At 73.1% G+C, this 25,939-nt stretch carries 24 protein-coding genes and 1 pseudogene; 15 read left to right on the top strand and 10 right to left on the bottom strand.

From position 1 onward, the window contains the following. The first annotated feature begins 211 nt into the window (after window positions 1-211). A complete protein-coding gene (locus ACIQFX_RS22190; protein WP_402465975.1) occupies window positions 212-1,690 on the top strand; it encodes an LVIVD repeat-containing protein in 1,479 nt (492 codons plus the stop codon). On the opposite strand, the gene ACIQFX_RS22185 is transcribed toward ACIQFX_RS22190, so the two are convergent. The 4 genes from ACIQFX_RS22185 to ACIQFX_RS22170 all read right to left on the bottom strand — a co-directional run bounded on the left by ACIQFX_RS22185 (window position 1,669) and on the right by ACIQFX_RS22170 (window position 5,080). Next, entirely contained in the window at window positions 1,669-2,340 is a 672-nt protein-coding gene (locus tag ACIQFX_RS22185) for a TetR/AcrR family transcriptional regulator (protein WP_402465972.1), read from the bottom strand. The genes ACIQFX_RS22190 and ACIQFX_RS22185 overlap by 22 nt on opposite strands. Window positions 2,341-2,469: 129 nt before the next feature. Then, window positions 2,470-3,159 carry a phosphatase PAP2 family protein gene (locus ACIQFX_RS22180; RefSeq protein WP_402465970.1) on the bottom strand — a complete coding sequence of 230 codons (690 nt, stop codon included), beginning with the start codon at window positions 3,157-3,159 and terminating at the stop codon, window positions 2,470-2,472. Between the two features lie 302 nt (window positions 3,160-3,461). Further along, window positions 3,462-4,397, bottom strand: a complete 936-nt coding sequence (locus ACIQFX_RS22175) for a M56 family metallopeptidase (protein ID WP_402465967.1) — start codon at window positions 4,395-4,397, stop codon at window positions 3,462-3,464. A gap of 113 nt (window positions 4,398-4,510) precedes the next feature. Next, complete coding sequence (locus ACIQFX_RS22170; protein ID WP_402465964.1) at window positions 4,511-5,080, bottom strand: DUF5134 domain-containing protein; 570 nt, start codon at window positions 5,078-5,080, stop codon at window positions 4,511-4,513. Window positions 5,081-5,310: 230 nt separating this feature from the next. Between ACIQFX_RS22170 and ACIQFX_RS22165 the strand changes: the two genes are divergently transcribed. The 5 genes from ACIQFX_RS22165 (at window position 5,311) to ACIQFX_RS22145 (ending at window position 9,976) form a co-directional block, all read left to right on the top strand. Continuing rightward, entirely contained in the window at window positions 5,311-5,862 is a 552-nt protein-coding gene (locus tag ACIQFX_RS22165) for a GNAT family N-acetyltransferase (RefSeq protein WP_402465961.1), read from the top strand. A gap of 157 nt (window positions 5,863-6,019) precedes the next feature. Then, a complete protein-coding gene (locus tag ACIQFX_RS22160) occupies window positions 6,020-7,426 on the top strand; it encodes a DUF6421 family protein (protein WP_402465959.1) in 1,407 nt (468 codons plus the stop codon). Window positions 7,427-7,461: 35 nt separating this feature from the next. After that, entirely contained in the window at window positions 7,462-8,223 is a 762-nt protein-coding gene (locus ACIQFX_RS22155) for an SDR family NAD(P)-dependent oxidoreductase (RefSeq protein WP_376488334.1), read from the top strand. Then, window positions 8,220-9,299 carry a threonine aldolase family protein gene (locus ACIQFX_RS22150; protein WP_402465957.1) on the top strand — a complete coding sequence of 360 codons (1,080 nt, stop codon included), beginning with the start codon at window positions 8,220-8,222 and terminating at the stop codon, window positions 9,297-9,299. Before ACIQFX_RS22155 ends, ACIQFX_RS22150 begins: the two co-directional genes overlap by 4 nt. A gap of 77 nt (window positions 9,300-9,376) precedes the next feature. Next, the gene (locus ACIQFX_RS22145) at window positions 9,377-9,976 is read left to right on the top strand and encodes a transglutaminase family protein (RefSeq protein WP_402465955.1); all 600 of its coding nucleotides are present in this window, start codon (window positions 9,377-9,379) and stop codon (window positions 9,974-9,976) included. A 42-nt stretch (window positions 9,977-10,018) separates the two neighbouring features. On the opposite strand, the gene ACIQFX_RS22140 is transcribed toward ACIQFX_RS22145, so the two are convergent. After that, the gene (locus ACIQFX_RS22140; RefSeq protein WP_376488331.1) at window positions 10,019-10,744 is read right to left on the bottom strand and encodes a lysophospholipid acyltransferase family protein; all 726 of its coding nucleotides are present in this window, start codon (window positions 10,742-10,744) and stop codon (window positions 10,019-10,021) included. Between the two features lie 222 nt (window positions 10,745-10,966). On the opposite strand from ACIQFX_RS22140, the gene ACIQFX_RS22135 reads away from it, so the two are divergent. The 6 genes from ACIQFX_RS22135 (at window position 10,967) to ACIQFX_RS22110 (ending at window position 17,640) form a co-directional block, all read left to right on the top strand. Then, a complete protein-coding gene (locus ACIQFX_RS22135; RefSeq protein WP_402465951.1) occupies window positions 10,967-11,278 on the top strand; it encodes a TlpA family protein disulfide reductase in 312 nt (103 codons plus the stop codon). A 344-nt stretch (window positions 11,279-11,622) separates the two neighbouring features. Next, window positions 11,623-12,147 (top strand): flavin reductase family protein, encoded by a 525-nt coding sequence (locus ACIQFX_RS22130; RefSeq protein WP_376488330.1) that lies wholly within the window; start codon window positions 11,623-11,625, stop codon window positions 12,145-12,147. A 199-nt stretch (window positions 12,148-12,346) separates the two neighbouring features. Further along, window positions 12,347-13,132 (top strand): electron transfer flavoprotein subunit beta/FixA family protein, encoded by a 786-nt coding sequence (locus ACIQFX_RS22125; RefSeq protein WP_402465947.1) that lies wholly within the window; start codon window positions 12,347-12,349, stop codon window positions 13,130-13,132. Window positions 13,133-13,186: 54 nt separating this feature from the next. Beyond that, complete coding sequence (locus ACIQFX_RS22120) at window positions 13,187-14,161, top strand: electron transfer flavoprotein subunit alpha/FixB family protein (protein ID WP_402465945.1); 975 nt, start codon at window positions 13,187-13,189, stop codon at window positions 14,159-14,161. Window positions 14,162-14,314: 153 nt separating this feature from the next. Then, window positions 14,315-15,604, top strand: a complete 1,290-nt coding sequence (locus ACIQFX_RS22115) for a DUF6986 family protein (RefSeq protein WP_402465943.1) — start codon at window positions 14,315-14,317, stop codon at window positions 15,602-15,604. A 101-nt stretch (window positions 15,605-15,705) separates the two neighbouring features. Continuing rightward, on the top strand, window positions 15,706-17,640 hold the full coding sequence (locus tag ACIQFX_RS22110) for a protein kinase (RefSeq protein WP_402465941.1): 1,935 nt from the start codon (window positions 15,706-15,708) through the stop codon (window positions 17,638-17,640). Between the two features lie 59 nt (window positions 17,641-17,699). Here ACIQFX_RS22110 and ACIQFX_RS22105 read toward each other — a convergent pair whose 3' ends face one another. After that, the gene (locus ACIQFX_RS22105) at window positions 17,700-18,734 is read right to left on the bottom strand and encodes a LacI family DNA-binding transcriptional regulator (RefSeq protein ID WP_402465939.1); all 1,035 of its coding nucleotides are present in this window, start codon (window positions 18,732-18,734) and stop codon (window positions 17,700-17,702) included. A gap of 195 nt (window positions 18,735-18,929) precedes the next feature. On the opposite strand from ACIQFX_RS22105, the gene ACIQFX_RS22100 reads away from it, so the two are divergent. After that, window positions 18,930-19,916, top strand: a complete 987-nt coding sequence (locus ACIQFX_RS22100) for an ROK family protein (RefSeq protein WP_402465937.1) — start codon at window positions 18,930-18,932, stop codon at window positions 19,914-19,916. A 168-nt stretch (window positions 19,917-20,084) separates the two neighbouring features. Here ACIQFX_RS22100 and ACIQFX_RS22095 read toward each other — a convergent pair whose 3' ends face one another. Next, entirely contained in the window at window positions 20,085-20,264 is a 180-nt protein-coding gene (locus ACIQFX_RS22095) for a hypothetical protein (RefSeq protein ID WP_402465934.1), read from the bottom strand. Window positions 20,265-20,403: 139 nt separating this feature from the next. Between ACIQFX_RS22095 and ACIQFX_RS22090 the strand changes: the two genes are divergently transcribed. Then, window positions 20,404-21,438 (top strand): NUDIX domain-containing protein, encoded by a 1,035-nt coding sequence (locus tag ACIQFX_RS22090; RefSeq protein WP_402465932.1) that lies wholly within the window; start codon window positions 20,404-20,406, stop codon window positions 21,436-21,438. Window positions 21,439-21,502: 64 nt separating this feature from the next. On the opposite strand, the gene ACIQFX_RS22085 is transcribed toward ACIQFX_RS22090, so the two are convergent. The 3 genes and pseudogenes from ACIQFX_RS22085 to ACIQFX_RS22075 all read right to left on the bottom strand — a co-directional run bounded on the left by ACIQFX_RS22085 (window position 21,503) and on the right by ACIQFX_RS22075 (window position 24,215). After that, window positions 21,503-21,988: a MarR family winged helix-turn-helix transcriptional regulator gene (locus tag ACIQFX_RS22085; protein WP_402466532.1), complete on the bottom strand. Its 486-nt coding sequence runs from the start codon at window positions 21,986-21,988 to the stop codon at window positions 21,503-21,505. A gap of 93 nt (window positions 21,989-22,081) precedes the next feature. After that, window positions 22,082-22,765 (bottom strand): annotated as a pseudogene (locus ACIQFX_RS22080) (MBL fold metallo-hydrolase); the annotation flags it as partial. An 85-nt stretch (window positions 22,766-22,850) separates the two neighbouring features. Then, the gene (locus ACIQFX_RS22075; RefSeq protein WP_402465928.1) at window positions 22,851-24,215 is read right to left on the bottom strand and encodes a dipeptidase; all 1,365 of its coding nucleotides are present in this window, start codon (window positions 24,213-24,215) and stop codon (window positions 22,851-22,853) included. Between the two features lie 165 nt (window positions 24,216-24,380). Between ACIQFX_RS22075 and ACIQFX_RS22070 the strand changes: the two genes are divergently transcribed. After that, on the top strand, window positions 24,381-25,904 hold the full coding sequence (locus ACIQFX_RS22070) for a geranylgeranyl reductase family protein (protein WP_402465925.1): 1,524 nt from the start codon (window positions 24,381-24,383) through the stop codon (window positions 25,902-25,904). Window positions 25,905-25,939: the final 35 nt, after the last annotated feature.

Below are 25,939 nucleotides of genomic sequence, written 5' to 3'. Positions count from 1 at the left end.
GGGCAGTTGGACCGTTCCTAGCACTTTTCTCGGGAGGGCCGATCAGAAACCTTCATTACGTCTGCGTTGCCATCTGTTGATATGTGCACGGCAAGGCGGATACTGCCGGGGTCCAGTACCTGTTCAATGCCGAACGGCTACAAGGGAGGACAGAGTGACTTCGTTGCGTACGCCGCGTACCGCGCCGGACACGCGAAACCCTCGTGCACGGATGAGACGCCTGGGCGTGGCATCCGCCGCGGCCGGACTCCTGGCCGCACTGCTGGCGGTCGGCCCCGCGGCCGCCACACCCGACCCCGGGGACGCGCCGGTCCAGGGCACGGTCTCCTCGGAGCAGGCGGCCGACGCGCGCGCCGCCATCCAGAGCGGAGAGATACCCGGCGTGGACGAGATCGTCCACAGCCAGAACATCGAGCACCTCGCCAACATCCCCAAGGACGCCCTCAAGGGCACCAACTCGGACCTCGCCTTCCAGGGCAAGTACGCGTTCGCCGGCAACTACGACGGCTTCCGGATCTTCGACATCAGCAACCCCAAGGAACCGAAGACCGTCGCCCAGGTCCTGTGCCCGGGCTCCCAGAACGACATCTCGGTCTCCGGGAACCTCCTCTTCCTGTCCACGGACTCCTCCCGCAGCGACAACTCCTGCGCCAGCACCACGCAGCCCGCCTCGGTCAAGGAATCCTGGGAGGGCATGAAGATCTTCGACATCAGCGACATCGCCGACCCGAAGTACGTCGCCGCCGTCGAGACCAGCTGCGGCTCGCACACCCACACGCTGGTGCCGAAGCGCAAGGACGTCTACGTCTACGTCTCCTCGTACTCGCCCAACGCCGCCTTCCCGGACTGCCAGCCCCCGCACGACGGCATCTCGGTCATCAAGGTGCCCCGCAAGGCGCCCGAGCAGGCGGCCGTCGTCAACTTCCCCGTCCTCTTCCCGGGCGAGGGACCGGACGGCGGCGGCAACCCGGGCGGCCCCACCAACCCGGGCGTCTCCAAGACCACCGGCTGCCACGACATCACCGTGCTCCCCGAGAAGGACCTCGCGGCCGGCGCGTGCATGGGCGACGGCATCCTCTTCGACATCGAGGACCCCGAGCACCCGCGCGTGATCGACCGGGTCCAGGACAACGTGAACTTCGCGTTCTGGCACTCGGCGACCTTCAACCAGAAGGCGAACAAGGTCGTCTTCACCGACGAGCTCGGCGGCGGCGGCGCGGCCACCTGCAACGCCGTGGTCGGCCCGAACCGCGGTGCCGACGGCATCTACGACATCACCGGCAAGGGCAAGAACCGCAAGCTCGTCTTCCGCAGCTACTTCAAGATCCCGCGCCACCAGGCCGACACCGAGAACTGCGTCGCCCACAACGGCTCGCTGATCCCGGTCAAGGGCAAGGACATCATGGTCCAGGCCTGGTACCAGGGCGGCATCTCCGTCTGGGACTTCACCGACTCGGCCAAGCCGAAGGAGATCGCCTACTTCGAGCGCGGTCCGATCTCCGCGACCACGATCGCCTCGGGCGGCTCGTGGTCCGCGTACTACTACAACGGGTACATCTACTCGAACGACATGGCCAAGGGCTTCGACGTCCTGAAGCTCTCCGACCCCCGTACCGACCCCGCCCGGCGGATCCGGATGGACGAACTCAACGTCCAGACGCAGCCGGACTACTTCGACTTCGACGACTGAAGCGGATCGTGACGGCCGGCTGAGGAGCCGGGCGTCTGCGTGCCGCCGGGCGGACCCCCGTCCGGCGGCACCCCCATGTCCCAGTCGAGGCCGTAGCGGTGGAACAGCTCCGCGCGCAGCCGCGCGAGGGGCATCGGAGCGCCCGGGAGCAGCACCGCCACGACCGTGCCCATCAACAGGGCGCGCAGCAGCGGGTAGTCGGTGTCCACGTCCGGCGAGCCGTACCGCGTGACCGTGTCCCGCAGCAGGAACGCGAGGCGCTGCTGCTCCTGGCACTGCACGAAGCCCTCGGCCTGGAGGATGCCCGCCATGTGCGTGCGCATGAGCGTCGGGTGCGACGTCGTGAGCCCCAGGATCGCGTCGATCGCGCGGGCCAGCCGCTCCCGCCCGTCCTCCGTGCGCGGCTCGCGCTCCAGGCCCGCCTCCAGGGTGCGGTGCATCAGTCGGTGCACCGCCGACTGGAGAAGCTCGCGCTTGCCGGGGAAGTAGTACGAGATCAACCCGCGTGCCGTGCCGGCCCGCTCCGCTATGTCGCCGAGCGTGGTCGCCTCGTAGCCGTTCGTGTCGACCAGGTCCACGGTGGCCTGCAGAATGCGCTCCCGCGACCTGCGTCGGAGCTCTTCATTGACCGATGGGCTACGCGGGGACATGCTGGGCTCCTGCGTTGACTGGCTGCCAGCCAATATACTCGGCGCATCCGGTCGGCATGCCCGCGTGGCGGGCCGTCCGGGCTGCCGTCTGTTCTGGGCGACACGGGGGATCGTCCAGAACAGACGGCTTCATCGCTTTCCTCCCCTTCTGCTCCCCGGCACGTCCCCGCCGGCCGCCCCGGGTGAGGGCCGCCGCGGCCGCCGCTCGCTCCACCGGTACGTCAGCACGGCCACGCACACGCAGCACCAGCCGATGAGCCACCCCCCGAGGACGTCCGTGGGCCAGTGCACGCCCAGGTAGACCCGCGTCCACCCCGCCCCGAGCACCGAGAGCACCGCCGCGCCCGCGAGCGTGCCCCAGCCGCGCCGGCCCTCCGGCCAGCGCACCGCGAGCACCCAGAGCATCAGCCCGCAGGCCACCGTCGCCGTCATCGCGTGGCCGGACGGGAAGGCCGCGTACCGGGCCGAGTCGACCGGGTCGGGCCACTGCGGACGCTCCCTCCCCACCAGCGACTTCAGCATCTGCTGGAGACCGGCGGCCAGCAGCGTCGTCCCGGCCACCCACAGCGCCGCCCGCCGCTCCCGCCGCCACCAGAGCAGCGCCGCGGTGGCGGCGGCCAGGGCGCGCATCGTCCACGGGTCCCACGGCCAGTCGCTGAGCACCCGGTTGAGCCGGGTGAACCCGGGGTGGGCCAGGGCGCTGCGGTGGAGCGCCTCGGCGATCGAGCGGTCGAAGGCCGTCAGCGGCGGCCAGTCGACGGCGACGAGCACGAGGAGGAGGGCGGCCAGGACCCCGGAGACCGCGGCGGAGGTGCGCATGCGCCGATCCTGCCCGACGAACCCTCCTGCGTGACCGTCCGTGCGCTTCCCGCGCGCCGCCGTCCGTCGAGGTGCCGGCCGCGGCCGGTCGTCGTGCCGCCCGGCGCCTGGTGCTGTGGCCGGAAGGGTTCACCGCCTCACGACGCCCGGCGCGGCACCTCGCCGCGCTGTCGGACCGCGCAAGTAGTCCACAGTACGAGCCGCGGCCCTCCGCCTTGCGACGCGTCCCCTCGGCCCTGGCGGGCCTGGGGAGGCCCCGTGCACCGGACGCCGCGAACCGGCAGACCTTTCCGGCCACAGCACTAGCCGAGCGCGCTGAGTGCCGGGACAAAGGCGACGAGCACCGGGACGACGGGCACGAGCGAGGCGGCGGCCGTCAGTCGCAGCCGGCGGCCGGCCGTGAGCCGGGGCGCCGCGGTCAGGAGCCGGTTCACCCGCTGCGGGAGATCCGCCTCCGGGGCGGAACCGGGGCCGAACACCCCGCGGTCCTCGTTGAGTTCGACGAGGGCGAGGGCGATCGTCAGGCGGCCGAACCGGCGCGAGGCGACGTCGTCGGCGGCCAGTTCCACCAGGCGGTGCATCTCCTCGCGGAACGCGGTGAAGACCGGGACCCCGGGGAACCCGCCGGCCAGCGCCGCCGAGCAGTTCAGCAGCCAGTCGTGCCGGGCCCGGGCGTGCCCCTGCTCGTGGGCGAGGACCGCGTCCAGCTGCCGGCCCTTCAACCGCCGCAGCGCCGCGGTGGTGATGACGAGCCGGGGCGTGGGGCCCGCCATCCACCAGGCGTCCGCCCGCTCGCCCTCCAGGACGACGAGCCGCTCGCTGCCCGGCCGCTCCCCGGGCAACAGGGGCGAGCGGACGAGGAGGTCGCGGCGGTGCTGCCTGCGCCGGGCGCGGGCGGCGCCGATCTCGCGCCCCAGCATGGCCCCGGACCACAGCCCGCCCGCCGCCAGGACGACCGCGAGCACGGCGGACCAGGGCCCGCTCGTGCCGAGTTCGTACGCGTCGACCACCGCGCGGGGCGCGGGCGCGAAGAGCTGTCCCCGGACGGCCTGCCAGGCGGTCGAGGCGCTGAGCGTCATGGAGAGCGCGAAGCTGAGGAGCACCCCGGCGACCACGCACTGCCACACCCACAGGGCCACCACGGGTTCTCGCTCCACCCAGTCGGCCCGGGACAGCAGCCGCGGGGCGGCGAGGGCGGTCAGGAGGCCGAGCAGGAGCAGCGCGAGGGAGACCCACATGGAGTCAGCCTATGAGCGCGGTACGGGTCGGGGGTATGGGCTCGGAGGCCAAGTGACGTACGCCACGGTTTCGTTGCGTGCGGCGGACGGTCGCGCGGGCCGCTCCCCGGGCCTCACAGCGTCACGAGCATGGCCAGCATGCCGAGGGCCATCGCCAGCCGGCACGCGAGCGCCAGCTCCGGTCGGGCCGCCCAGGCCGGACCGGGGCCTCGGGCGACCGCCGCCACCGGGACGAGTCGCGTCCCCGCGCGCAGCACGTAGCCGACGTAGTAGAGGAGCAGGGCGCCCGTGAGGGCGGGTATGCCGCCGACCGGGCCCGTCACGGCCGCCGAGTGCCCCGCGTGCGCCCCCGGGGAGCCCGGGGCCGCCATCGCCACCGCCATGTAGAGCATCGCGAGCGAGCCGATCAGATGGTGCAGGTGGTGGCCGCCGCGCCGGATCGCCGTGAGCGCGTGCAGCGTCGCGGCGCCGAACACCGCCGCGTACACCGTCCAGCTCCAGCCGGGCGGGGTGAGGACGGCGGCGGGCAGGGCCATCACCGCCATCCCGAAGCCCATGACCGCCTCGCCGCCGGCGGTCCGCCGCTCGTCCCCGCCGGACGCGCGCATCCGCAGCAGGCAGGACAGGCCCGTCGCCGCGCAGAGCACGACCAGCAGCCACCCGGACAGAGCCGGTCCGTGCACGGCACACCTCCCCCTCGACGCCGTCCCGTCCGAGAAGGCATGCCCGCCTCCCGCGCCCCACACGCGGGCGCACGGGCGCGCACGGATGTACGAGGGGGGAGTGGGAGGAGCGCGCGTTAGGCTCGGGGCGATCGCTCTTCGATCGCGCGCGCCCGACGCACGACGCCCGACGCGCACGCCGATCGTCGGCGTCCGCCATCGTCAGCGCGCCCGAAGGGAACCCCGCCCGTATGGACACCGTCACGTCCCAGGAGACCGGCCGGATCAGCTACCGGGAGGCGGTGCTCGACGACGTCCCCGTGCTGGTGCCGCTCGTCGAGTCGGCCTACCGGGGCGACTCGAGCCGCGGCGGGTGGACCACGGAGGCGGACATCCTCCAGGGGCAGCGCACCGACCCCGAGGGCGTCGCCGCCGTCATCACGACCCCCGGCAGCCGGCTCGTGGTCGTGGAGCGCGACGGCGAGGTCATCGCCTGCTGCCAGCTGGAGCACCGCGGCGAGGTCGCCTACTTCGGCATGTTCGCGGTCCGCCCGGAGCTCCAGGGCGGCGGCCTCGGCAAGCAGATCATCGCGGAGGCCGAGCGCCGGGCGCGCGAGCTGTGGGACGTGCGCGAGATGCAGATGACGGTGATCTCCGTGCGCGAGGAGCTCATCGCCTGGTACGAGCGGCGCGGCTACCGGCGGACGGGGCGGACGACCCCGTTCCCGTACGGCGACGAGCGCTTCGGCGTGCCCCAGCGCGACGACCTGGAGTTCGAGCTGCTGGTGAAGCCGCTGAACTGATCCGTCCGGCGGAAGCTTCGATTCCTCCCCTGTCGACAGGAAAAACTTCTGTCGCCAGGGGGGTCGCACAGGATAATTTCTCTTGGCTCCTCTTGTGGTGAAGAACCATCGACGGTTACGGTGTCTTAACGCGAGGTTCTCCTGTGGAGGAAGAGGCATGACGGAAATTCTTGTGCAGGACGTGACCGGTGGGGGCATAGCCACCGACGCCCGGGTGATCGACCACCCGGCCTGGGTCGAGCTCAAGAATGCGGTCGAGGAGTTCCGCGGCTGGCAGAGCGCGGACGGTTCCGTCGACTTCGGAGCCGAGGGCGCGCCCGCCCGCTCCCTCGTCGAGCTGACCGTCGACCGCCTCGTCGCCGCGGTCGAGCAGCTCTCCCCGCTGGTCCCGCACGACGCGGCCTACCACCGCGCGCTCGTCTCCGACCTGCGCAAGTGGGTCGAGAGCGGCTTCACCGTGCCGGACTTCCTGGACTCCCTCATGGAGTTCCACCCGGCCGCCGGTCGCGCCGACGGGCTCCAGCACCTCGTGCTCTTCCCGATGTACACGCAGAACGGCAACCCGGACCGCAACTTCGAGGCCGTCGTGCTGCGCATGGTCTGGCCGGAGTGGCTCTCCGAGCTGGAGCGCACCCGCTACGACAACCCCGGCTTCTGCGGCATCACCTTCGAGGACTTCACCGCCGGGTACGACACCAACTCGGCCGTCCTCTTCCCGGAGACCGTCGCCGTCCGCGAGGTCCCCGAGCGCTTCACCTGGGGCGGCATCTTCTGCGACCGCGAGGCCGCGCGCTTCCGCAAGGTCACCGAGGCCGCCGTCGACACCCTCGGCATCAAGCTGCCCGAGGACATCGCCGTCATGCTCGGCGACCAGCAGCGCTGCCAGCAGGCCTTCGCGCTCTGGGACCTGGTCCACGACCGCGCCCACAGCCGCGGCGACCTGCCGTTCGACCCCTTCATGATCAAGCAGCGCCAGCCGTTCTGGATGTACGGCCTCGAGGAGCTCCGCTGCGACCTCACCGCCTTCAAGGAGGCCGTGAAGCTGGAGGCCGAGGGCAACGCGCACGGCCGCGACGTGCAGTACGCGGTCCTCTTCGACCGCATGTTCCGCTTCCCGCTCACCGGCGACCGCAACCGCAACTACGACGGTCTCGGCGGCCAGCTCCTCTTCGCGTACCTCCACAAGAACGACGTGGTGCGCTGGACGGACAACATCCTCACCATCGACTGGGAGCGGGCGCCCGAGGTCACCAACCGCCTCTGCTCCGAGATCGAGACCCTGTACCGCGAGGGCATCGACCGCCCGAAGCTGGTCCACTGGTTCAAGGCGTACGAGTTCGTCTCCGCCTACCTGGCCCCGCACCCGGGATCCAAGTGGGCCAAGGGCCCCGACGCCCTGGACCTCTCCCTCCCGCCGCGCAAGCTGGTCGACGACGTGCTTCCGGACGAGTTTCCGCTCAGCATGTTCTTTGAGGCCCTCTCCAAGAAGCTGAAGGGCGTGATCGCCGACACCAAGGGGATCACCGCCGCCGACGTCCCGAGCACCGAGCGGGCCGCCGCGTGAGCGACCTCACCGAGCACACGGAGGACACGTCGCCCATGAACGCCAACGGAAACGGCGGGCCGCTCGACGGCGCCGTCATCGCGGTCGCCGGCGCGGCCGGCCCCGCGGGCCGCGCGACGCTGATCCGCCTCGCCGAGGCGGGCGCGACCGTCGTCGGGTCGGACGCCGACCCGGCCCGCCTCGCCGAGGCCGTCGACGCCGCCCGCTACGCGCACGGCGGAGCCAAGGTCATCGGCGACACCGTCGACCTCCTCGACCTCGACGCCACCCGCGACTGGGCGGCGAAGACCGAGAAGGAGTTCGGCCGGATCGACGGCCTGGTCCACCTCGTCGGCGGCTGGCGCGGCAGCGCCTCCTTCACCGAGACGGACCTCGGGGACTGGGACTTCCTGGAGAAGCTCCTGATCCGCACCGTCCAGCACACCTCGCTGGCCTTCCACGACGGCCTGCTGCGCGCCGGCGGCCGCGGCCGCTACGCGCTGATCAGCCAGGTCGGTGCGCACAAGCCGCTCGCCAACAACGCCGCGTACAACGCCGGCAAGGCGGCCGCCGAGGCCTGGACCCTCGCGATGGCGGACTCGTTCCGCAAGCTGGGGGGCGACGACGGCCCGCAGGCGGCTGCTGCGATCCTGGTGATCAAGGCATTGGTGCACGACGCCATGCGCGCCGAACGCCCCAACGCGAAGTTCGCGGGCTTCACCGACGTCAAGGACCTGGCCGACGAGATCGCCGGCCTGTGGGACAGGCCCGCCCAGGAAGTGAATGGACAGCGTCTGTGGCTGACCCCCAAGCCGTGACAGCGGCACTCGGCCCCAGGACCGACGCACGTCGGCACCACGACCCGTCGGTCCGGGGCTTCGCCAGCGACAACTACGCCGGCGCCCACCCGGAGGTGCTCGCCGCCCTCGCCCTCGCCAACGACGGCCACCAGGTCGCCTACGGCGAGGACCAGTACACCGAGCACCTCCAGCGGATCATGCACAGTCACTTCGGACCCACCGCCGAGGCCTTCCCGGTCTTCAACGGCACCGGGGCCAACGTGACCGCCCTCCAGGCGCTCACCGACCGCTGGGGCGCCGTGATCTGCGCCGAGTCCGCGCACATCAACGTGGACGAGGGCGGCGCGCCCGAGCGCATGGGCGGCCTCAAGCTGCTCACCGTGCCCACGCCGGACGGCAAGCTCACCCCCGAGCTGATCGACCGGCAGGCCTGGGGCTGGGAGGACGAGCACCGCGCGATGCCGCAGGTCGTCTCGATCACCCAGAACACCGAGCTGGGCACCGTGTACACGGTCGAGGAGATCCGCGCGATCGTCGAGCACGCCCACTCCATGGGCATGAAGGTGCACCTCGACGGCGCCCGGATAGCCAACGCGGCCGCGTCGCTCGACGTGCCGATGCGCGCGTTCACCAACGCCGTGGGCGTGGACGTGATCTCGTACGGCGGCACGAAGAACGGCATGCTCTTCGGCGAGGCCGTCGTCGTCCTCAACCCCGACGCGGTCAGCCACATGAAGCACCTGCGCAAGCTGTCCATGCAGCTGGCGTCGAAGATGCGCTTCGTGTCGGTGCAGCTGGAGGCGCTCCTGGCGAAGGACCTCTGGCTGCGCAACGCCCGCCACGCCAACGCGATGGCCCAGCGCCTCGCGGCCGGGGTGCGCGAGGTCGACGGCGTGGAGATCCTCTACCCGGTGCAGGCCAACGCGGTCTTCGCCCGCCTCCCGCACGAGGTGACCAGGCGGTTGCAGGAACGCTTCCGCTTCTACTTCTGGGACGAGAAGGCCGGCGACGTCCGCTGGATGTGCGCCTTCGACACCACGGAGGACGACGTCGACGCCTTCCTCCAGGCCCTGAAGGAAGAACTGGCCCGGTAACCCGAGTCAATGTATGAATATACGGCCGGACGGAAAGTCATTGACTCCGTCCGGCCGTTTTCATAAGGTCGCCCCGCATGGAACTCATCCAGCTGGACCCCGACATCCAGGCGTACCTCGCGGCGAGCGAGGCCGTCGACCATGACCACCCGCTGGTCCGGAGTGCGGTCGACCGGATCTCCGTCGACCACCCCGACGCATACTCATACGCCGAAGCCGCCTTCGTCTTCGTACGGGACACCATCCCGCACTCCGCCGACTCCGGGGACCTCCGCGTCACCTGGCGCGCCTCCGACGTCCTGGAGCGGCGCACCGGGATCTGCTACGCCAAGTCGATCGCGTACGCCGCGCTGCTGCGCGCCCGGGGCATCCCGGCCGCCCTCTGCTACCAGCGGCTCGCCGACGACGACGGCTCCGCGCCGGTCGTCCACGGCCTCGTCGCCGTCCTGCTGCCGGGCGAGGAGGTCTGGGCCCGCCAGGACGCGCGCGGCAACAAGCCGGGCGTCGACGCCCGGTTCTCGCTGGGGGAGGAGCGGCTCGCCTGGACCGTGCGGCCGGAGTTCGGCGAGGTGGACTACCCGGAACTCCACCCCGAGCCGCATCCGGCCGTCCTGGACGTGCTGAAGGCCGCCGAGGACCGCCCGCACCTCTGGCGGACGCTCCCGACGGAACTCTGACCCCGGGCCCGACGGAGGCCGGACCCCGTGGTCCTGGGGGTGCTACTTCTCGGCGGCCTTGACCTGCTCCGGCGTCGGAGCCGTACCGCCGAGGTGGGCGGGGATCCACCAGGTGTCGCTCGCGTCCTTGGAGCGCACGGGGTAGGCCCGCTGGGCGGCTTCCAGGAGCTCCTGGACGCGCTCGCGCAGCCGCCGGGTGATGGCGCCGGCGTACTGGTCGGCGGGGGCCTCCACGGGCTCGCCGACGCGGATCGTGACCGGGATGTGGCTGCGCTTGAAGTTCCGCGGCTGGCCCTTCGTCCAGAGCCGCTGGGTGCCCCACAGCGCCATCGGGATCAGCGGCACGCCCGCCTCCTGCGCGAGGCGCGCCGCGCCCGTCTTGAAGCCCTTGAGCGTGAACGACTGGGAGATGGTCGCCTCGGGGAAGACGCCGACGATCTCTCCGGCCCGCAGGGACTCCAGGGCGTGCTGGTAGGCGTGCTCGCCCTGCGAGCGGTCGACGGGGATGTGCTTCATGCCGCGCATGAGCGGGCCCGAGACCTTGTGCCGGAAGACCGAGTCCTTCGCCATGAAGCGGACCAGACGCTTCTGCGGCAGGGCCGCGAGGCCGGTGAAGATGAAGTCCAGGTAGCTGATGTGGTTGCTCACGAGCACGGCACCTCCCGTCCGGGGGATGTGCTCCGAACCCTGGGTGTCGATCTTCAGGTCGAGCGCCTTGAACAGGGTGAGTGCGGCGCCGACGACCGGTCGATAGACGAGTTCTGCCATCGGAGAGGAACCTCTTCTTCGTGTGCCCGGAGCGGGTTCTCCCGGCGAAGTTACGCGGCCGTAGGTTTTCGGCTTTGGGCAGATCGTGCCGCATGTGAGGCCCCGTGACCAGTCCAGGCGGCTTCGTACAGGGAGATTCTCGTCACTCGCGGTGGCCGTGGCGGGAATCGAACACCCCTCGTGCGACGCTGCACCGGGAGACAGGGACGGAAGGGAAGAGCGATGGGCGAGATCCTGGGGCCGGACGTGCTCGGTGCCGAACTGGGGGAGCGGGCCACGCTCGTCCAGTTCTCCACCGCCTTCTGCCAGCCCTGCCGGGCCACCCGCCGCACCCTCGCCGAGGTCGCCGCGATGGTGCCCGGCGTGGGGCACGTGGAGATCGACGCGGAGGAGCGGCTCGACCTCGTCCGCGCCCTGGACATCGCCCGGACCCCCACCGTGCTGGTCCTCGACGCGACCGGCCGCGTCGTTCGGCGTGCCTCCGGCCAACCCCGCCGAGTGGACGTCATCGCCGCGCTGGGTCAAGCGGTCTGACGCCGCGCCACACCGGGCGGGACACGCCGACACGCCGACACGGGATCCACTGGCACGCCGAGGCGGGGTGCGCCGACACGCCGACACGGGACGTTTCGGCGCGTGGCGCGTGGCGCGCCGCGTGGCGCGAAACCCTGCCTCATCCGGCGCGGTGATGCTTCTCCCATATTGCGGTACGCACTTGACTGCACCCGGCAACGATCGTCACCCTGGCGGGGTGCCCATAGAACTCCTTCTCTACGGCCGCGTCCATGTAGACCTGGCCCGCACCGCGAGTGCGCGCTGTCCGGGTGTCTGACCACCCCGGGACTCCTCTCATGCCGCCCTCGCAGAAGGACAATTCCATGACGGTTTCGCCCGAGCTCCGTGCCGTTCCCACGATCGGCGCACCCCGGCAGGCCTCTTCCGATCTGCTCCGCTCCGTCTTCCGCAGGCACGCCGCCGGTGTGGCGGTGATCACCGCGCACGGCGAGCGCCCCGTCGGCTTCACCGCGACCTCGCTCAACTCGGTCGCCGCCGACCCGCCGCTGGTCTCCTTCGGCGTGGGCACCTCCTCCTCCAGCTGGCCCGTGGTCTCCGAGGCCGAGTTCATCGGCGTGCACATACTCGGCGAGCACCAGCAGGAGCTCGCCTCCACCTTCGCCCGCAGCGGTGCCGACCGGTTCGGCGGGGACACCCGCTGGAGCCTGGGCCCGGAGGGCGTGCCGGTGCTCGACGGTGTCCTCGCCTGGCTGGTGTGCCGTGTCGTGGCCCGGGTGCCGGCCGGTGACCACCGGATCGTGATCGCGCAGGCGGTCGCCGGCGACCCCGACGGGGCGGGCCGTCCGCTGCTGTACCACCACGGCCGCTTCAACGCGCTGCGCGACTGAGGGTTCCCGTACGGGCTGCTCCCCGCGCGTTGGGCAGATCACACGCCTGAGCGCTTGCTCAATGGTCACGAACTGGGTGTACTGACGAGTAATATTCCGGTCGAGGCGTGCGGCGCCCCGACCGGAAACCCGCCCTTCAGGCGCCTATGCTGCGAGCAACAAGGCAGCCCAGTTATCACGATGCAGTAGGAGAGCCGGCGTGAGCTTGAGGATCGTTGTCTGTGTGAAGTACGTGCCCGACGCGACCGGGGACCGGAAGTTCGCCGATGACCTGACGGTCGACCGCGACGACGTCGACGGCCTGCTGTCGGAGCTCGACGAGTACGCGGTGGAGCAGGCGCTGCAGATCGCCGAGGAGGCGGACGACGCCGAGGTCACCGTGCTCACGGTCGGCCCCGAGGACGCCAAGGACGCGCTGCGCAAGGCGCTCTCCATGGGCGCGGACAAGGCCGTCCACGTCGAGGACGACGACCTGCACGGCACCGACGTGATGGGCACCTCGCTCGTGCTGGCCAAGGCGATCGAGAAGACCGGCTACGACGTGGTCATCGCCGGCATGGCGTCCACCGACGGCACCATGGGCGTCCTGCCGGCCATCCTCGCCGAGCGCCTGGGCGTCCCGCAGGTCACGCTGCTGTCCGAGGTCAAGATCGAGGACGGCAAGGTCACCGGCCGCCGTGACGGCGACTCCGCCTCCGAGCAGCTGGAGGCCTCCCTGCCGGCCGTCGTGTCGGTGACCGACCAGTCGGGCGAGGCGCGCTACCCGTCCTTCAAGGGCATCATGGCCGCCAAGAAGAAGCCGGTTCAGTCCCTGGAGCTGGACGACCTGGACATCGACGCGGACGAGGTCGGCCTGGCCGGCGCGTGGACCGCCGTCGACTCCGCCGCCGAGCGTCCGGCGCGCACCGCGGGCACGATCGTCAAGGACGAGGGCGAGGGCGGCAAGCAGCTGGCCGAGTTCCTCGCGGGCCAGAAGTTCATCTAAGGCTCGCGCGAGCCCCTCAGACCGCCCCTTTCGTTCGCAGGAGATTGAAGTCCCATGGCTGAGATTCTCGTCTACGTCGACCACGTCGACGGAGCCGTCCGCAAGCCCACCCTGGAGCTGCTCACCCTCGCCCGCCGCCTCGGCGAGCCGGTCGCCGTCGCGCTGGGCAACGGCGCCGCCGACACCGCCGCCGTGCTCGCCGAGCACGGCGCGGTGAAGGTCCTCACGGCCGACGCCCCCGAGTTCGCCGACTACCTCGTCGTCCCGAAGGTCGACGCCCTTCAGGCCGCCTACGAGACTGTGTCCGCCGGCGGCTCCCTCGCCGCCGTGCTGGTGCCGTCCTCCGCCGAGAACAAGGAGATCGCGGCCCGCCTCGCGGTCCGCATCGGCTCCGGCATCATCACCGACGCCGTGGACCTGGAGGCCGGTGACGAGGGCCCGGTCGCGACGCAGTCCGCGTTCGCCGCCTCCTTCACCACCAAGTCCCGTGTCTCCCAGGGCACCCCGGTCATCACGGTCAAGCCGAACTCGGCCCCCGTCGAGGCAGCCCCGGCCGCCGGCGCGGTGGAGGCCCTCGCGGTCTCCTTCGGCGCCCTGGCCACCGGCACCAAGGTCACCTCGCGCACCCCGCGCGAGTCGACCGGCCGCCCGGAGCTGACCGAGGCCGCGATCGTGGTCTCCGGCGGCCGCGGCGTCAACGGCGCCGAGAACTTCGCGATCATCGAGGCGCTCGCCGACTCGCTCGGTGCCGCCGTGGGCGCCTCGCGCGCCGCGGTCGACGCCGGCTGGTACCCGCACTCCAACCAGGTCGGCCAGACCGGCAAGTCGGTCTCGCCGCAGCTGTACATCGCCTCCGGCATCTCCGGCGCGATCCAGCACCGCGCGGGCATGCAGACCTCGAAGACGATCATCGCGATCAACAAGGACGCCGAGGCGCCGATCTTCGACCTCGTCGACTACGGCGTGGTGGGCGACCTCTTCGACGTCGTCCCGCAGCTCACCGAAGAGGTCAAGACCCGCAAGGGCTGACCTGCGGTTCTGTTCGGCCCGGGGGCCGCACGGCGATCTGTCGCCGTGCGGCCCCCGGTCGTTTCGGACAACCATTGACGCAGGTCCCGACGGCCTACTAACTTCGCTATACGGATTGTTGATTCCGTGAAGCGGAAAACAGGAGGATGCAGGATGGGTCAGCAGGAGAAGGTGTCGACGAGTCTCGCGGGCGCGGTCAGCGAGGGCATCAGCGCCTCCCTCGCCGCGGTGGACGCCGAGCTGGACCGCCGCTACCCGGGCGACCCCGGCACCCGCCAGCCCGTCCACACCGTCTACGTCCCCGGCAACGTCTTCGACGCCGGAACCATCCGCTCCTGGGGTGACCAGGCCCTCGCCGCCCTCGACGAGCACGCCCCCGACGCCGCCTCCTTCGCCGCCGTCCTAGGCCTCGCCGACGACCTCGCCGAGGACGTCTACGGCCGCGTACGGGCCAAGCTGGAGCGCGAACCGATCGAGGACCTCCGGGTCGACTTCGAGGACGGGTACGCCGGCCAGGACGAGGACCAGGACGCCGCCCGCGCCGCCCGCCTGATCTCCGAGGCGTACGCGAACGGCACGGCCGCCCCGTACATGGGCATCCGGATGAAGTGCATGGAGTCCGCCGTGCGTGACCGGGGCATCCGCACCACCGACGTCTTCCTCACCGGGATCCTGGAGAACGGCGGCCTCCCCGACGGCCTCGTCCTCACCCTCCCCAAGGTGACCTACCCCGAGCAGGTCTCCGCCTTCGTCCGCCTCCTGGAGGCCTTCGAGAAGGCCCACGGCCTCGACGCCGGCCGCCTCGGCTTCGAGATCCAGATCGAGACCAGCCAGTCCATCCTGGCCACCGACGGCACCGCCGCCGTCGCCCGCATGATCGGCGCCGCCGAGGGCCGCGCCACCGGCCTGCACTACGGCACCTTCGACTACAGCGCCTGCCTCGGCGTCTCCGCCGCCTACCAGGCCAGCGACCACCCGGCCGCCGACCACGCCAAGGCGATCATGCAGGTCGCCGCCGCCGGCACCGGCGTCCGCGTCTCCGACGGCTCCACCAACGTCCTCCCGGTCGGCTCCACCGAGCACGTCCACGAGGCCTGGCGCCTGCACTACGGCCTCACCCGCCGCGCCCTCTCCCGCGCCTACTACCAGGGCTGGGACATGCACCCCGGCCACATCCCCACCCGCTACGCCGCCGTCTTCGCCTTCTACCGCGAGGGCTTCGAGGCCGCCGCCAAGCGCCTCTCCGCGTACGCCAACCACGCCGGCGGCGACGTCATGGACGAGCCGGCCACCGCCAAGGCCCTCAGCTCCTACCTGCTGCGCGGCATCGACTGCGGCGCCCTCGACACCGCCGAGGTCGACGCCCTCACCGGTATGACCCGCGCCGCCCTCGACCGCTTCGCCGCACCCCGCCGCGGCGACCTCACCGCCTCCGCCGAGTAGGGACGAAGATCAGGCAAGGGGCACGATCCGGCCAACTGCCCCGTACCCTTGACGAGTTCACGCGCACACGCGCACATGCTCGACAGGGGGACGGGGCAGCGGTGTCATCGGGGGAGAACGAGCGGCTCGCCGGCCGCTACAGAATCGTGCGCCAACTCGGGCGCGGGGGCATGGGAGTCGTCTGGAGGGCCGTCGACGAGGTCCTCGGCCGCGAGGTGGCCGTCAAGGAACTCCGCACGTACACGGACGCGGCGGCGCCCGAACTGGCCGACCTGAAACTGCGGATGACCCGCGAGGCCCGCGCGGCCGCCCGGGTCCGCCACCCCGGAGTGGTCGCCGTCCACGACGTCACCGAACACGAGGGCCGGCCCGTCATCGTCATGGAACTCGTCGACGGGCCCTCCCTCGACGACGTCCTCGGCGAGCGCGGCACCGTCGACGCCGCCGAGGCCGCCCGGATCGGCGCCGGCGTCCTGGAGGCGCTGGCCGCCGCGCACGACGTCGGCGTGCTGCACCGGGACGTGAAGCCGGGCAACATCCTCCTCGACCGGTCGGGGCGGACCGTCCTCACCGACTTCGGTATCGCGACCATGGAGGACCCCGGCGACGGCTCCGCGACGCACCTCACCCGCAGCGGCGAGATCGTCGGATCCCTCGACTTCCTCGCCCCCGAGCGGGCCCGCGGGCAGGACCCCGGCCCCGCCTCGGACGTCTGGGCCCTCGGCGCCACCCTGTACGCGGCGGTCGAGGGCACCTCGGCCTTCCGCCGCGCCTCGACCTGGTCCACGCTCGCGGCCATCGTCACCGAACCCCTCCCGGAACCCCACCGTGCGGGCCCCCTCGCCCCGGTCCTCGTCCGCCTCCTCGACAAGGACCCGGCCGCCCGCCCGACGGCCCGCGAGGCCGCCCGGCTCCTGAACGCGGTGGCCGGCGCGGCGCCCGAGCAGGCGGAGCCCGTACGGCCGGAGCCGGAGCCGGAGCCGCGGACGGAGGCGGCCGCGGCCGCCGCGCCGGTCGCCGGCTTCGGCGATCCGTACCCGGGCCCCGCGCAGCCGTACCCCGGTGCGAGCCCGGTGGAGCCGTATCCGGGTGCCGCCGCGCAGACCCCGTACCCGGCCCCCGCACCCACCCCGCCGGCGGGTGCGGGCGCGCTCGGCGGGGCGTTCGGTCCGGCCGTGCCCGTATCCGAGCCGGTGCCGGGTCCCGCCACCGTGCCCTCCGGCGGTCCCGGAGCGGGACGGCGGGGCGCGCGGCGCGCGGGGGAGGGGTCGCGCCGGGGGACGGTGCTGGTGGCCGCCTCCGTGGCCGCCGTCCTGCTGGCCGGCGGCGGGGTCACGTACGCCCTCATGGACCACGGGACCGGGAACCGGGCGACCGGTGACACCTCGGGGGACGGCGGGCAGGGCGCGGCCGCCGGCGGGGACCCCGGGCGCGTGCTCGCCCCCGGTACCAGCGGCACACCGTCTCCCGGGCGGTCGAGCGGCACCGCGACGCCGTCCGCGGGGACGAGCCCCGGGGGACCGTCCGCCCCGGGCGCGAAGCCCGGCACGGACGCGGCCGCCGGCGGCTCCGACCCGGGTACGGCCTCCGGCGACGCGGCGGCCGGCGGCGGGGGGACGCGGCCCCCGTCCGGGGGTACGACGGCCCTGGGCAAGGCCGGCGGCGGCCCCGCGCCCACGGGCGACACGGACGCGGCCGGCGGCCCCGGTGGCGGAGTCACGGCCGCGCCCACCACCGAGGCCCCGCCGCCCGCCGCCACGGGCTGCGTCGCCTCAGGCTCCTCCGCCACCTGCCAGGTCGTCCGGAGCGCCACGACCACCCGCTACGACGGCGGCGAGATGGGGACCGTCGGCGCTGGCCCGCACACCTTCTTCTGCCAGGTCGACCTCGACCGCACCGAGTCGTACGGCGGCCGCACCAGCCGCTGGTTCGCCCGCACCGACGACGACAGCGGCAACACCAACGTCTACCTCAGCGTCCTCCACCTCTCGGGGGGATCGGGCGGCGGCGCCGTGGTGGGCCTGCGCGTCTGCTGAGGGCGGGGTGCTCCGGTGAGGGCGGCGGCGGACCGGCCGCCGCCCGGGACGCCGGTGCCTCAGGCGGTCGGCGGCGGGGTCTCGCCCGAGCCGCGGGCGAGGAGGGTGGTGCCGAGGACGACGCGTTCCGGTGCCTCGTCGGCGCCGTCGAGGCGGCGGAAGAGCCGCTCCGCCGCCGTGCGGCCCAGCGCGGCGGCGTCCTGGGCGACCACCGTCACGCCGAGCAGGTCGGCCAGTTCGATGTCGTCGAAGCCGACGAGGGCGACCGGGCGCGGGTGTCCCGCGAGGGCGCGGACCACCGTGACGGTGACCCGGTTGTTGCCCGCGAACAGCGCCGTCACCGGCTCCGGCGCGGCCAGCAGCTCCCGCACCGCCGCGCTCACCCGCACGGGGTCGGTGGAGCCGAGCGAGACCCACTCCTCCCGGACCGGCAGGCCCGCGTCGTCCATCGCCGCGCGGTAGCCGCGCAGTCGTTCGGCCGAGGTGTGGATGCGGGGCCGGTCGCCGATGAAGCCGATCCGCCGGTGGCCGTGGGCGATGAGGTGGGCCACGCCGTCGCGCGCGCCGCCGAAACTGTCGGAGAGGACGGCGTCGGCGTCGATGAGACCGGCCGGCCGGTCGACGAAGACCGTGGCCACGCCCGCCCTGATCTCCGGCTCCAGGTACCGGTGGTCGTCGCCGGCGGGGATGACGATGAGCCCGTCGACCCGGCGCGCGCACAACGCGAGCGCCAACTCCTGTTCGCGCTCAGGGTCCTCGGCGCTCGAACCGTTGATGAGGAGGGCCCCGTGCGCCCGCGCGACCTCCTCGACCGCCCGGCTGAGCGGTCCGTAGAACGGGTCGGCGAGGTCTTCCAGGACCAGCCCGACGGTCGCGGTCCGGCCCTTGCGCAGCACCCGCGCGCTGTCGTTGCGGCGGAAGCCGAGTATCTCGATCGCCTCCCGCACCCGGCGCTCGGTGTCGGGGGTGACCCCCGGTTCGCCGTTGACCACCCGGGACACCGTCTTGAGACCGACCCCCGCGCGGGCGGCGACGTCCTTCATCGTGGGCCGATTGCCGTAGCGGGGCTCGGGGCGGCGGGCGATGTCGGCCACGGTGTGCGGTTCCTCCGTCGTGTCGGGTCGGTTCCTGGCGGGGCGGGGCGGGGCGGGTCGCGTCGGCTCCTGGCGGGGCGGGTCCCGGCGCGCGGTCCCCGGGTCGAGCATAGGCCCTGGACAACGTTGTCACGCCAAGGGAGACTGGGCGGAACCACTTCCCGTTCCCGGCCGCCGACTGGAGAATCCGCCTTCATGCACACCGACCTCGCCGAGGGCCTCGTCGTCGCGCTCGACATCGGCGGCACCAAGATCGCCGGGGCCCTGGTCGACGGCGCCGGTCGGATCGTGCTCCGGTCCCAGCGGCCCACGCCCGCGCGTGAGGACGGCGAGACGGTGATGCGCGCGGTCGCGGAGGTGCTCGCCGGCCTCGCCGCCTCGCCGCTGTGGGAGTCCGCCGGGGCCGTCGGCATCGGGAGCGCGGGCCCGGTCGACGCCGCACGGGGGACCGTCAGCCCGGTGAACGTGCCCGGCTGGCGCGACTTCCCGCTGGTCGAGCGGGTCCGCGGCATCACCGGCGGACGGCCCGTCACCCTCGTCGGCGACGGCGTCGCCATGACGGCGGCCGAGCACTGGGTGGGGGCGGCCCGGGGCCACGACAACGCGCTCTGCCTCGTGGTCTCCACGGGCGTCGGCGGCGGCCTCGTCCTGGGCGGCCGGGTCCATCCGGGCCCCACCGGAAACGCCGGCCACATCGGCCACATCGCGGTGGACCTGGACGGCGACCCCTGCGCCTGCGGCGCGCGGGGCTGCGTCGAACGCATCGCCAGCGGCCCCCACCTCGCCCGCCGAGCCCTGGAGAACGGCTGGCTCCCCGGCCCCGACGGCGACGTCTCCGCCGCCGCGGTGGCCGCCGCCGCCCACGCAGGGGACCCGATCGCCGTCGCCTCCTTCGCCCGCGCGGCCCAGGCGCTCGCCGCCGGCATCGCGGCCACCGCGGCCCTCGTCGAGATCGACATCGCGGTCGTCGGCGGCGGGGTCGCCGGCGCCGGCGAGGTCCTCTTCGCCCCGCTCCGCCGCAGCCTCGGCGACTACGCCACGCTCTCCTTCGTCCGCGACCTCACCGTCGTCCCCGCCCTCACCGGCACCGACGCGGGCCTCCTCGGCGCCGCGGCGGCCGCCACGCGCGCACGTGGCGGGGAAGCCCGGGTGACGACACCGGGGGCCGGCGGCGGTTCCTGAGGCCCGTCGTCGACGGCCTATCCCGAGACCTCCCGCCGACAGCGGATTCCGAGGCCCGCCGCCGACGGCGGTTCCCGAGCCCGCCGGCCGACGGGACACGGCCGTCGCGCGGGCCGTCGCCCGTTCCCGTACCGGCTCGCCGTCGCCCGTTCCCGTACCGGCTCGCCGTCACTCCCGTACGCGTTCCGGCGCGCGCTGCTCCACGATCACCAGGAACGCGTCGGACTCCAGGTCCATCACGACCCGGGCCGGCACCCCCTCGTCCCGCCGCGCGCCGGCGAACTCCTCCGCCGGCCAGCTGCCCCGCGGACCGCCGGCCGGGAAACGTTCGAGAACCGTACGACTCATCTCCGCACCCCCTCGTGCTCGACGGTGTCAACGACGGTTGCCCGGATGGGTCACGCCCGGGCTCGGACGTGTGTTCGTGGTTTCCGTGGCAGGGTGTTGAGGGCAAGCCACAGGGGGCTACCGACGATGAGGGGGAATCGTGATCGTCTGGATCAACGGTGCGTTCGGCGCGGGGAAGTCCAGCACCGCGCGTGAGCTGGTCGATCTGATCCCGAACAGCCATGTGTACGACCCCGAGCTCGTCGGCGGGGCGATGAGCCGGCTGCTGCCGGCCAAGCGCCTCGCCGAGGTCGAGGACTTCCAGGACCTGCCGATCTGGCGGCGCCTGGTGGTCGACACCGCGGCGGCGCTGCTCGCCGAGGTCGGCGGTGTCCTGGTCGTCCCCATGACCCTGCTCCGGCAGGAGTACCGCGACGAGATCTTCGGCGGGCTGGCGGCCCGCCGCATCGAGGTGCGGCACGTGCTGCTCGCCCCGGAGGAAACGATCCTGCGGCAGCGGATCGACGGCCGCACCGAGTACGAGGACCCCGAGGCCGACGCCCGCGTCCGCGTCTGGTGCCACGCCCACCTCCCGCCGTACCGGGCCGCCCTCGACTGGCTCACGGACGACGCGTACACCGTCGACACCTCGGAGCTCACCCTGGCGGAGACCGCCCGGACCGTCGCCGACGCGGTCCTGGCCGGCCGTGCGGCCCCCTGCGGCATCGTCCAGACCCCGGAGCCGACCGGCGAGACCCTCGCGGCCGGAGTCCTGCTCTTCGACGAACAGGACCGCTTCCTGCTCGTCGACCCCACCTACAAGCCCGGCTGGGAGTTCCCCGGCGGCGTCGTCGAACCCGGCGAACCGCCCGCCCGCGCCGGGATGCGCGAGGTCGCCGAGGAGATCGGTCTCGAACTCGACGCCGTTCCCAGGCTGCTGCTCGTCGACTGGGAACGCCCCGAGCCCCCCGGCTACGGCGGCCTGCGCCTCCTCTTCGACGGCGGCACCCTCCGCGGCGACGACACCGCGCGCCTCCGCCTCCCCGGCGCCGAACTCCGCGACTGGCGCTTCGTCACCGAGGAGGAGGCCGCCGACCTCCTGCCACCCGTCCGCTACCGCCGCCTCCGCTGGGCCCTCCGCGCCCGCGAACGCGGCACCGTCCTCAACCTGGAGGCGGGCGTCCCGGTGGGGTGACCGCCGGTCCCACGGCCCGGCGCGGTCCGGCCGCCTCCTCACGGTCGGCGGCCGGCCGCCCTCCTCACGGCCTCCCCGCGGCCTCGGGCGCGGCGCCCTCCACGTTGGCGATCATCCTGCGGAGCACCTTGAGCGCGGCGATGTACTCGTCGTCCCCGATGCCCTCGTGGACCTCAGCCCGCACCTCGGTCACCAGCCGGCGGACGTGCACCCGGGCCGACTCGCCGGCCTCGGTGAGGTGCAGGCGGCCCTCCGCGTCGACCTGCAGCCACCCCCGGTGGAGCAGCTGGTCGACGACCCGGCCGATCTCGTGCGGTCCGTCCGCGAGCGGGGTCAGCCCGCCGACGACCTCCTCGCGGGTCGGGGCCCCGGCCCCGCCGCCGACGCCGTTGAGCACCCAGTACTGCGGCTGCGCGACGTCGAACCGGGCCATGGCGTCCCGCAGATGCCGGGTGACGGCCCGGTGCGCGAGGCCGGTCCAGTACCCGACGGGCTGGTGCAGCAACTCCTCGTCGGTGGCGGCCGGATCGGCCGGCGCCTGATCGGTCAGCGGCCCACCGGCCGGTGTCCGACCGGTCGGCGGCGCCGGATCGGCCGGCGCACCGGGGGTCGACCGCTCCTCGTCACCGGTCCCCGCCGACACCACCGCCCCGGCCAGCCGCGCCGCCGTGTCCGTGGTCACCGGCGCGCCGTGACCGCAGCACAGCACCGACGGAGCCAGCTCGGCCAGCGCACGCAGGGACTTCCTCGCGAGGGCGCGGTCGACGTGGAAGACGCCGAAGGCCACCCCCTGTACCGAGGCCACCGTGTCCCCGGCGAACAGCACGCCGTGGCGCGGCAGATGGACGGCCATCGAGCCGGGGGTGTGCCCCGGCGTGTGGACGACCACGGCGCCGTCCCCGAAGCCGAGCTCCTCGCCGTCCTCCACCTCCCGGTCCACCCGGGTCGGCGGCGCCTCCGGCACCGTCAGGCCGTGCGCGAACAGCGGGACCTCCCACTCCAGGAGGTCGGGCTCGGGCACCGGGGCCTCGCCCCGGACGACCGGCGCGTCGAGGCGGTGCGCGACGATCTCGGCGCCGTACGCGTCCGCCAGCTCGCCCGCCGCGCCGACGTGGTCGCGGTGGCAGTGCGTCAGCACGATCCGGCGCAACCGAGCCGGATCCAGGCCGGCCGACCGTATCGCCTCCGCGACGGCGGGCGCCGTACCGGTCCAGCCGGCGTCGATCAGGGTCAGCTCCCCGTCGTCCTGCCACAGATAGGCCTGGCCGATGGAGAAGTCCAGCAGGTGCAGACGCGGGGCGATCGGGATGAGCTCGATGGGTGCCATACGGCGAACCTACGGAAAGCCGCAGGTCCGCCGTACGCTTCTACGCTCTCGGCGAGCTTCGCCGAGCGCTGAACCCGAAAGGGCGTCAGCCCTGCTTCGAGCGGGCGTAGTTCACCAGGAAGTGCGCCTCGGCCACCGAGAGGCGCTCCAGCTCCTCCGGCGACACGGACTCGTTCGGCGCGTGGATCTGCGCCTCCGGCTCGCTCAGGCCGATCAGCAGGATCTCCGACTCCGGGTACAGCGACGCCAGCGTGTTGCACAGCGGGATCGAGCCGCCCATGCCCGCCGTCTGCATCTCCTCACCGGGGTACGCGATCCGCATCGCGTCCGCCATCGACGCGTACGCCGGGCTCGACGTGTCCGCCTGGAACGCCTGGCCCTGACCGACCTGCTCCAGGGTCACCCGCGCGTTCCACGGCGTGTGCTTCTCGATGTGGGCGTAGAGCAGCTTCGTCGCCTCGGCCGCGTCCTGGCCCGGCGGCACCCGCAGGCTCAGCTGGGCGCGGGCCGACTTCGGGATCGACGGGGTCGCACCCGCCACCGGGTGGCAGTCGATGCCGACCACGGTGACCGCGGGACGGGCCCAGATGCGGTCGGCGATCGTACCGGCGCCCGGCAGGTCCACGCCCGACAGGACCTTGGCGTCCTGGCGGAAGTCCTCCTCCGGGTACTGCAGCCCCTCCCACACCTGGTCGCCCGGCAGACCGTCGACGACGGTCGAGCCGTCCTCGGCCCGCAGCGAGTCCAGTACGCGGATCAGCGCGGCCAGCGCGTCCGGCGCGGCGCCACCGAACTGACCGGAGTGCAGGTTGCCCTCCAGGGTGTCGACCTGCACCCGGATCATCGTCATGCCGCGCAGCGTCGCCGTCACCGTCGGCAGGCCCACGCGGAAGTTGCCGGCGTCGCCGATCACGATCGCGTCGGCCGCGAGCAGCTCCGGGTGCTGCTCGGCGTACCGCTCCAGGCCCCCGGTGCCCTGCTCCTCCGAACCCTCCACGATCACCTTGACCGTCACCGGGACGCCGCCGTTGGCCTTCAGGGCGCGCAGCGCGAGCAGGTGCATGATGAAGCCGCCCTTGCAGTCGGCGGCGCCGCGGCCGTACCAGCGCCCGTCGCGCTCGGTCAGCTCGAACGGCGGGGTGAGCCAGACGGACTCGTCCAGCTTCGGCTGCACGTCGTAGTGCGCGTAGAGCAGGACGGTCGGCGCGCCGACCGGGCCGGGCAGGACGCCGTACACGGACTGCGAGCCGTCGGGGGTGTCGAGCAGCGCCACGTCCTGGAAGTCCTCGGCGCGCAGGGCGTCCGCGACCCAGTTCGCCGCGGCCTCGCACTCGCTGCGCGGCGCCACGGCCTCGTCCGCCACCGACTCGAAGGCCACCAGAGCGGCCAGCTCGGCCTTGGCCGTGGGCATCAGGGACCGGACGGTCTCGGCGATCGGATTCGTGGACATGGGCACGCTCCTGGTGGGTGCGACGTTACGAGGTAGGGGACGGCGTTCGACGTAGGTCGTGGTACGGCGAACGCACCGTCGATCCTACGGCTCTGTGGCCTGGCTACCGCGCCGTAGGATGCGTCAGGAGCAGACCACCGGTCGGATCAGGAGCAGAAACACATCGTGAGCAGCGAGCACGGAGACAACGCCGGTCCGGAGCACACCGAGCCCGTGGGCGCGGCTCCCGACGGCACCGGTGCGGAGGCCGACGAGGGCACGCTCGGCGACGCGGTCGCGGACGGCGGCACCGCCGCGGACGCCGTGCCGGACGAGGACGTGGCCACGTCACCGGTCACGGCGCGCGTCACGGATGACGGGCCGTCGGACGACACCGGCGACACGGGCAACACCGGCGACACGGACGACGAGACGGCGGACGTCTGGGACGTGGTCGTCGTCGGCGCCGGACCGGCCGGTGCGTCCGCCGCGTACGCGGCGGCGGTGGCCGGGCGCCGGGTGCTGCTCCTGGAGAAGTCCGAGCTGCCCCGCTACAAGACCTGCGGCGGCGGCATCATCGGCCCCTCCCGCGACTCCCTCCCGCCGGGCTTCGAACTGCCCCTCCAGGACCGGGTGCACGCCGTCACCTTCTCCCTGGACGGACGCTTCGCCCGCACCCGCCGCTCGCGCCGGATGCTCTTCGGGCTCATCAACCGTCCCGAGTTCGACGCGCAGCTCGTCGAGCACGCGCAGAAGGCCGGCGCCGAGCTGCGCACCGGCGCCACGGTGCTCCGGGTGGAGCAGCACGGCCCGTCCGTGCCCGACCGGCGGACCGCCGCCGTCGTCCTCGCCGGCGGCGAGACCGTTCTCGCGCGCGCGGTCGTCGGCGCCGACGGCAGCGCCAGCCGGATAGGGGCGCACGTCGGGGTGAAGCTCGGCCAGGTCGACCTGGGCCTGGAGGCGGAGATCCCCGTGCCGCCGTCCGTCGCCGAGGACTGGAAGGGCCGCGTCCTCATCGACTGGGGCCCGATGCCGGGCAGTTACGGCTGGGTCTTCCCCAAGGGCGACACACTGACCGTCGGCGTCATCTCGGCGCGCGGCGAGGGCGCAGCCACCAAGCGGTACATGGAGGACTTCGTCGCCCGGCTCGGCCTCGCCGGCTTCGAGCCCACGATCTCCTCGGGCCACCTGACCCGCTGCCGCACCGACGACTCGCCGCTCTCCCGCGGCCGGGTCCTCGTCTGCGGCGACGCGGCCGGCCTGCTGGAGCCGTGGACCCGTGAGGGCATCTCGTACGCGCTCCGCTCGGGACGTCTCGCGGGCGAGTGGGCGGTACGGGTCGCCGAGGCGAACGACGCGGTCGACGCCCGCCGTCAGGCCCTCAACTACGCCTTCGCCATCAAGGCCGGCCTCGGGGTCGAGATGGCGGTCGGACGCCGGATGCTCGCAGTCTTCGAGCGGCGCCCGGGGCTGCTGCACGCGACCCTCACCGGCCTGCGCCCGGCCTGGAACGCCTTCGCCGACATCACCCGCGGCTCGGCCACGCTCGGTGGCATGGTCCGCTCGAACGGCCTGGCCCGGCGCGCCCTCGAAGTCCTCGACCGGCGGATGGACACGTCGTCCGGTGTCGGCCCGGCGGGCCGCGGCGTCACGCCGCGGGAGCGCACGGCCTCCGAGCCGGAGGACACGGGGGCTCCTGAGGGGCTGTGAGCTCCGGGGCCTGAGGGCTGTGCAAGGTGGAAGGG

The sequence above is a fragment of the Streptomyces sp. NPDC093089 genome (assembly GCF_044754405.1).
Classification (GTDB): Bacteria; Actinomycetota; Actinomycetes; order Streptomycetales; family Streptomycetaceae; genus Streptomyces.
Note: the sequence above shows the minus strand (reverse complement) of the source record. Positions and strands in the feature narration are given on the sequence as shown.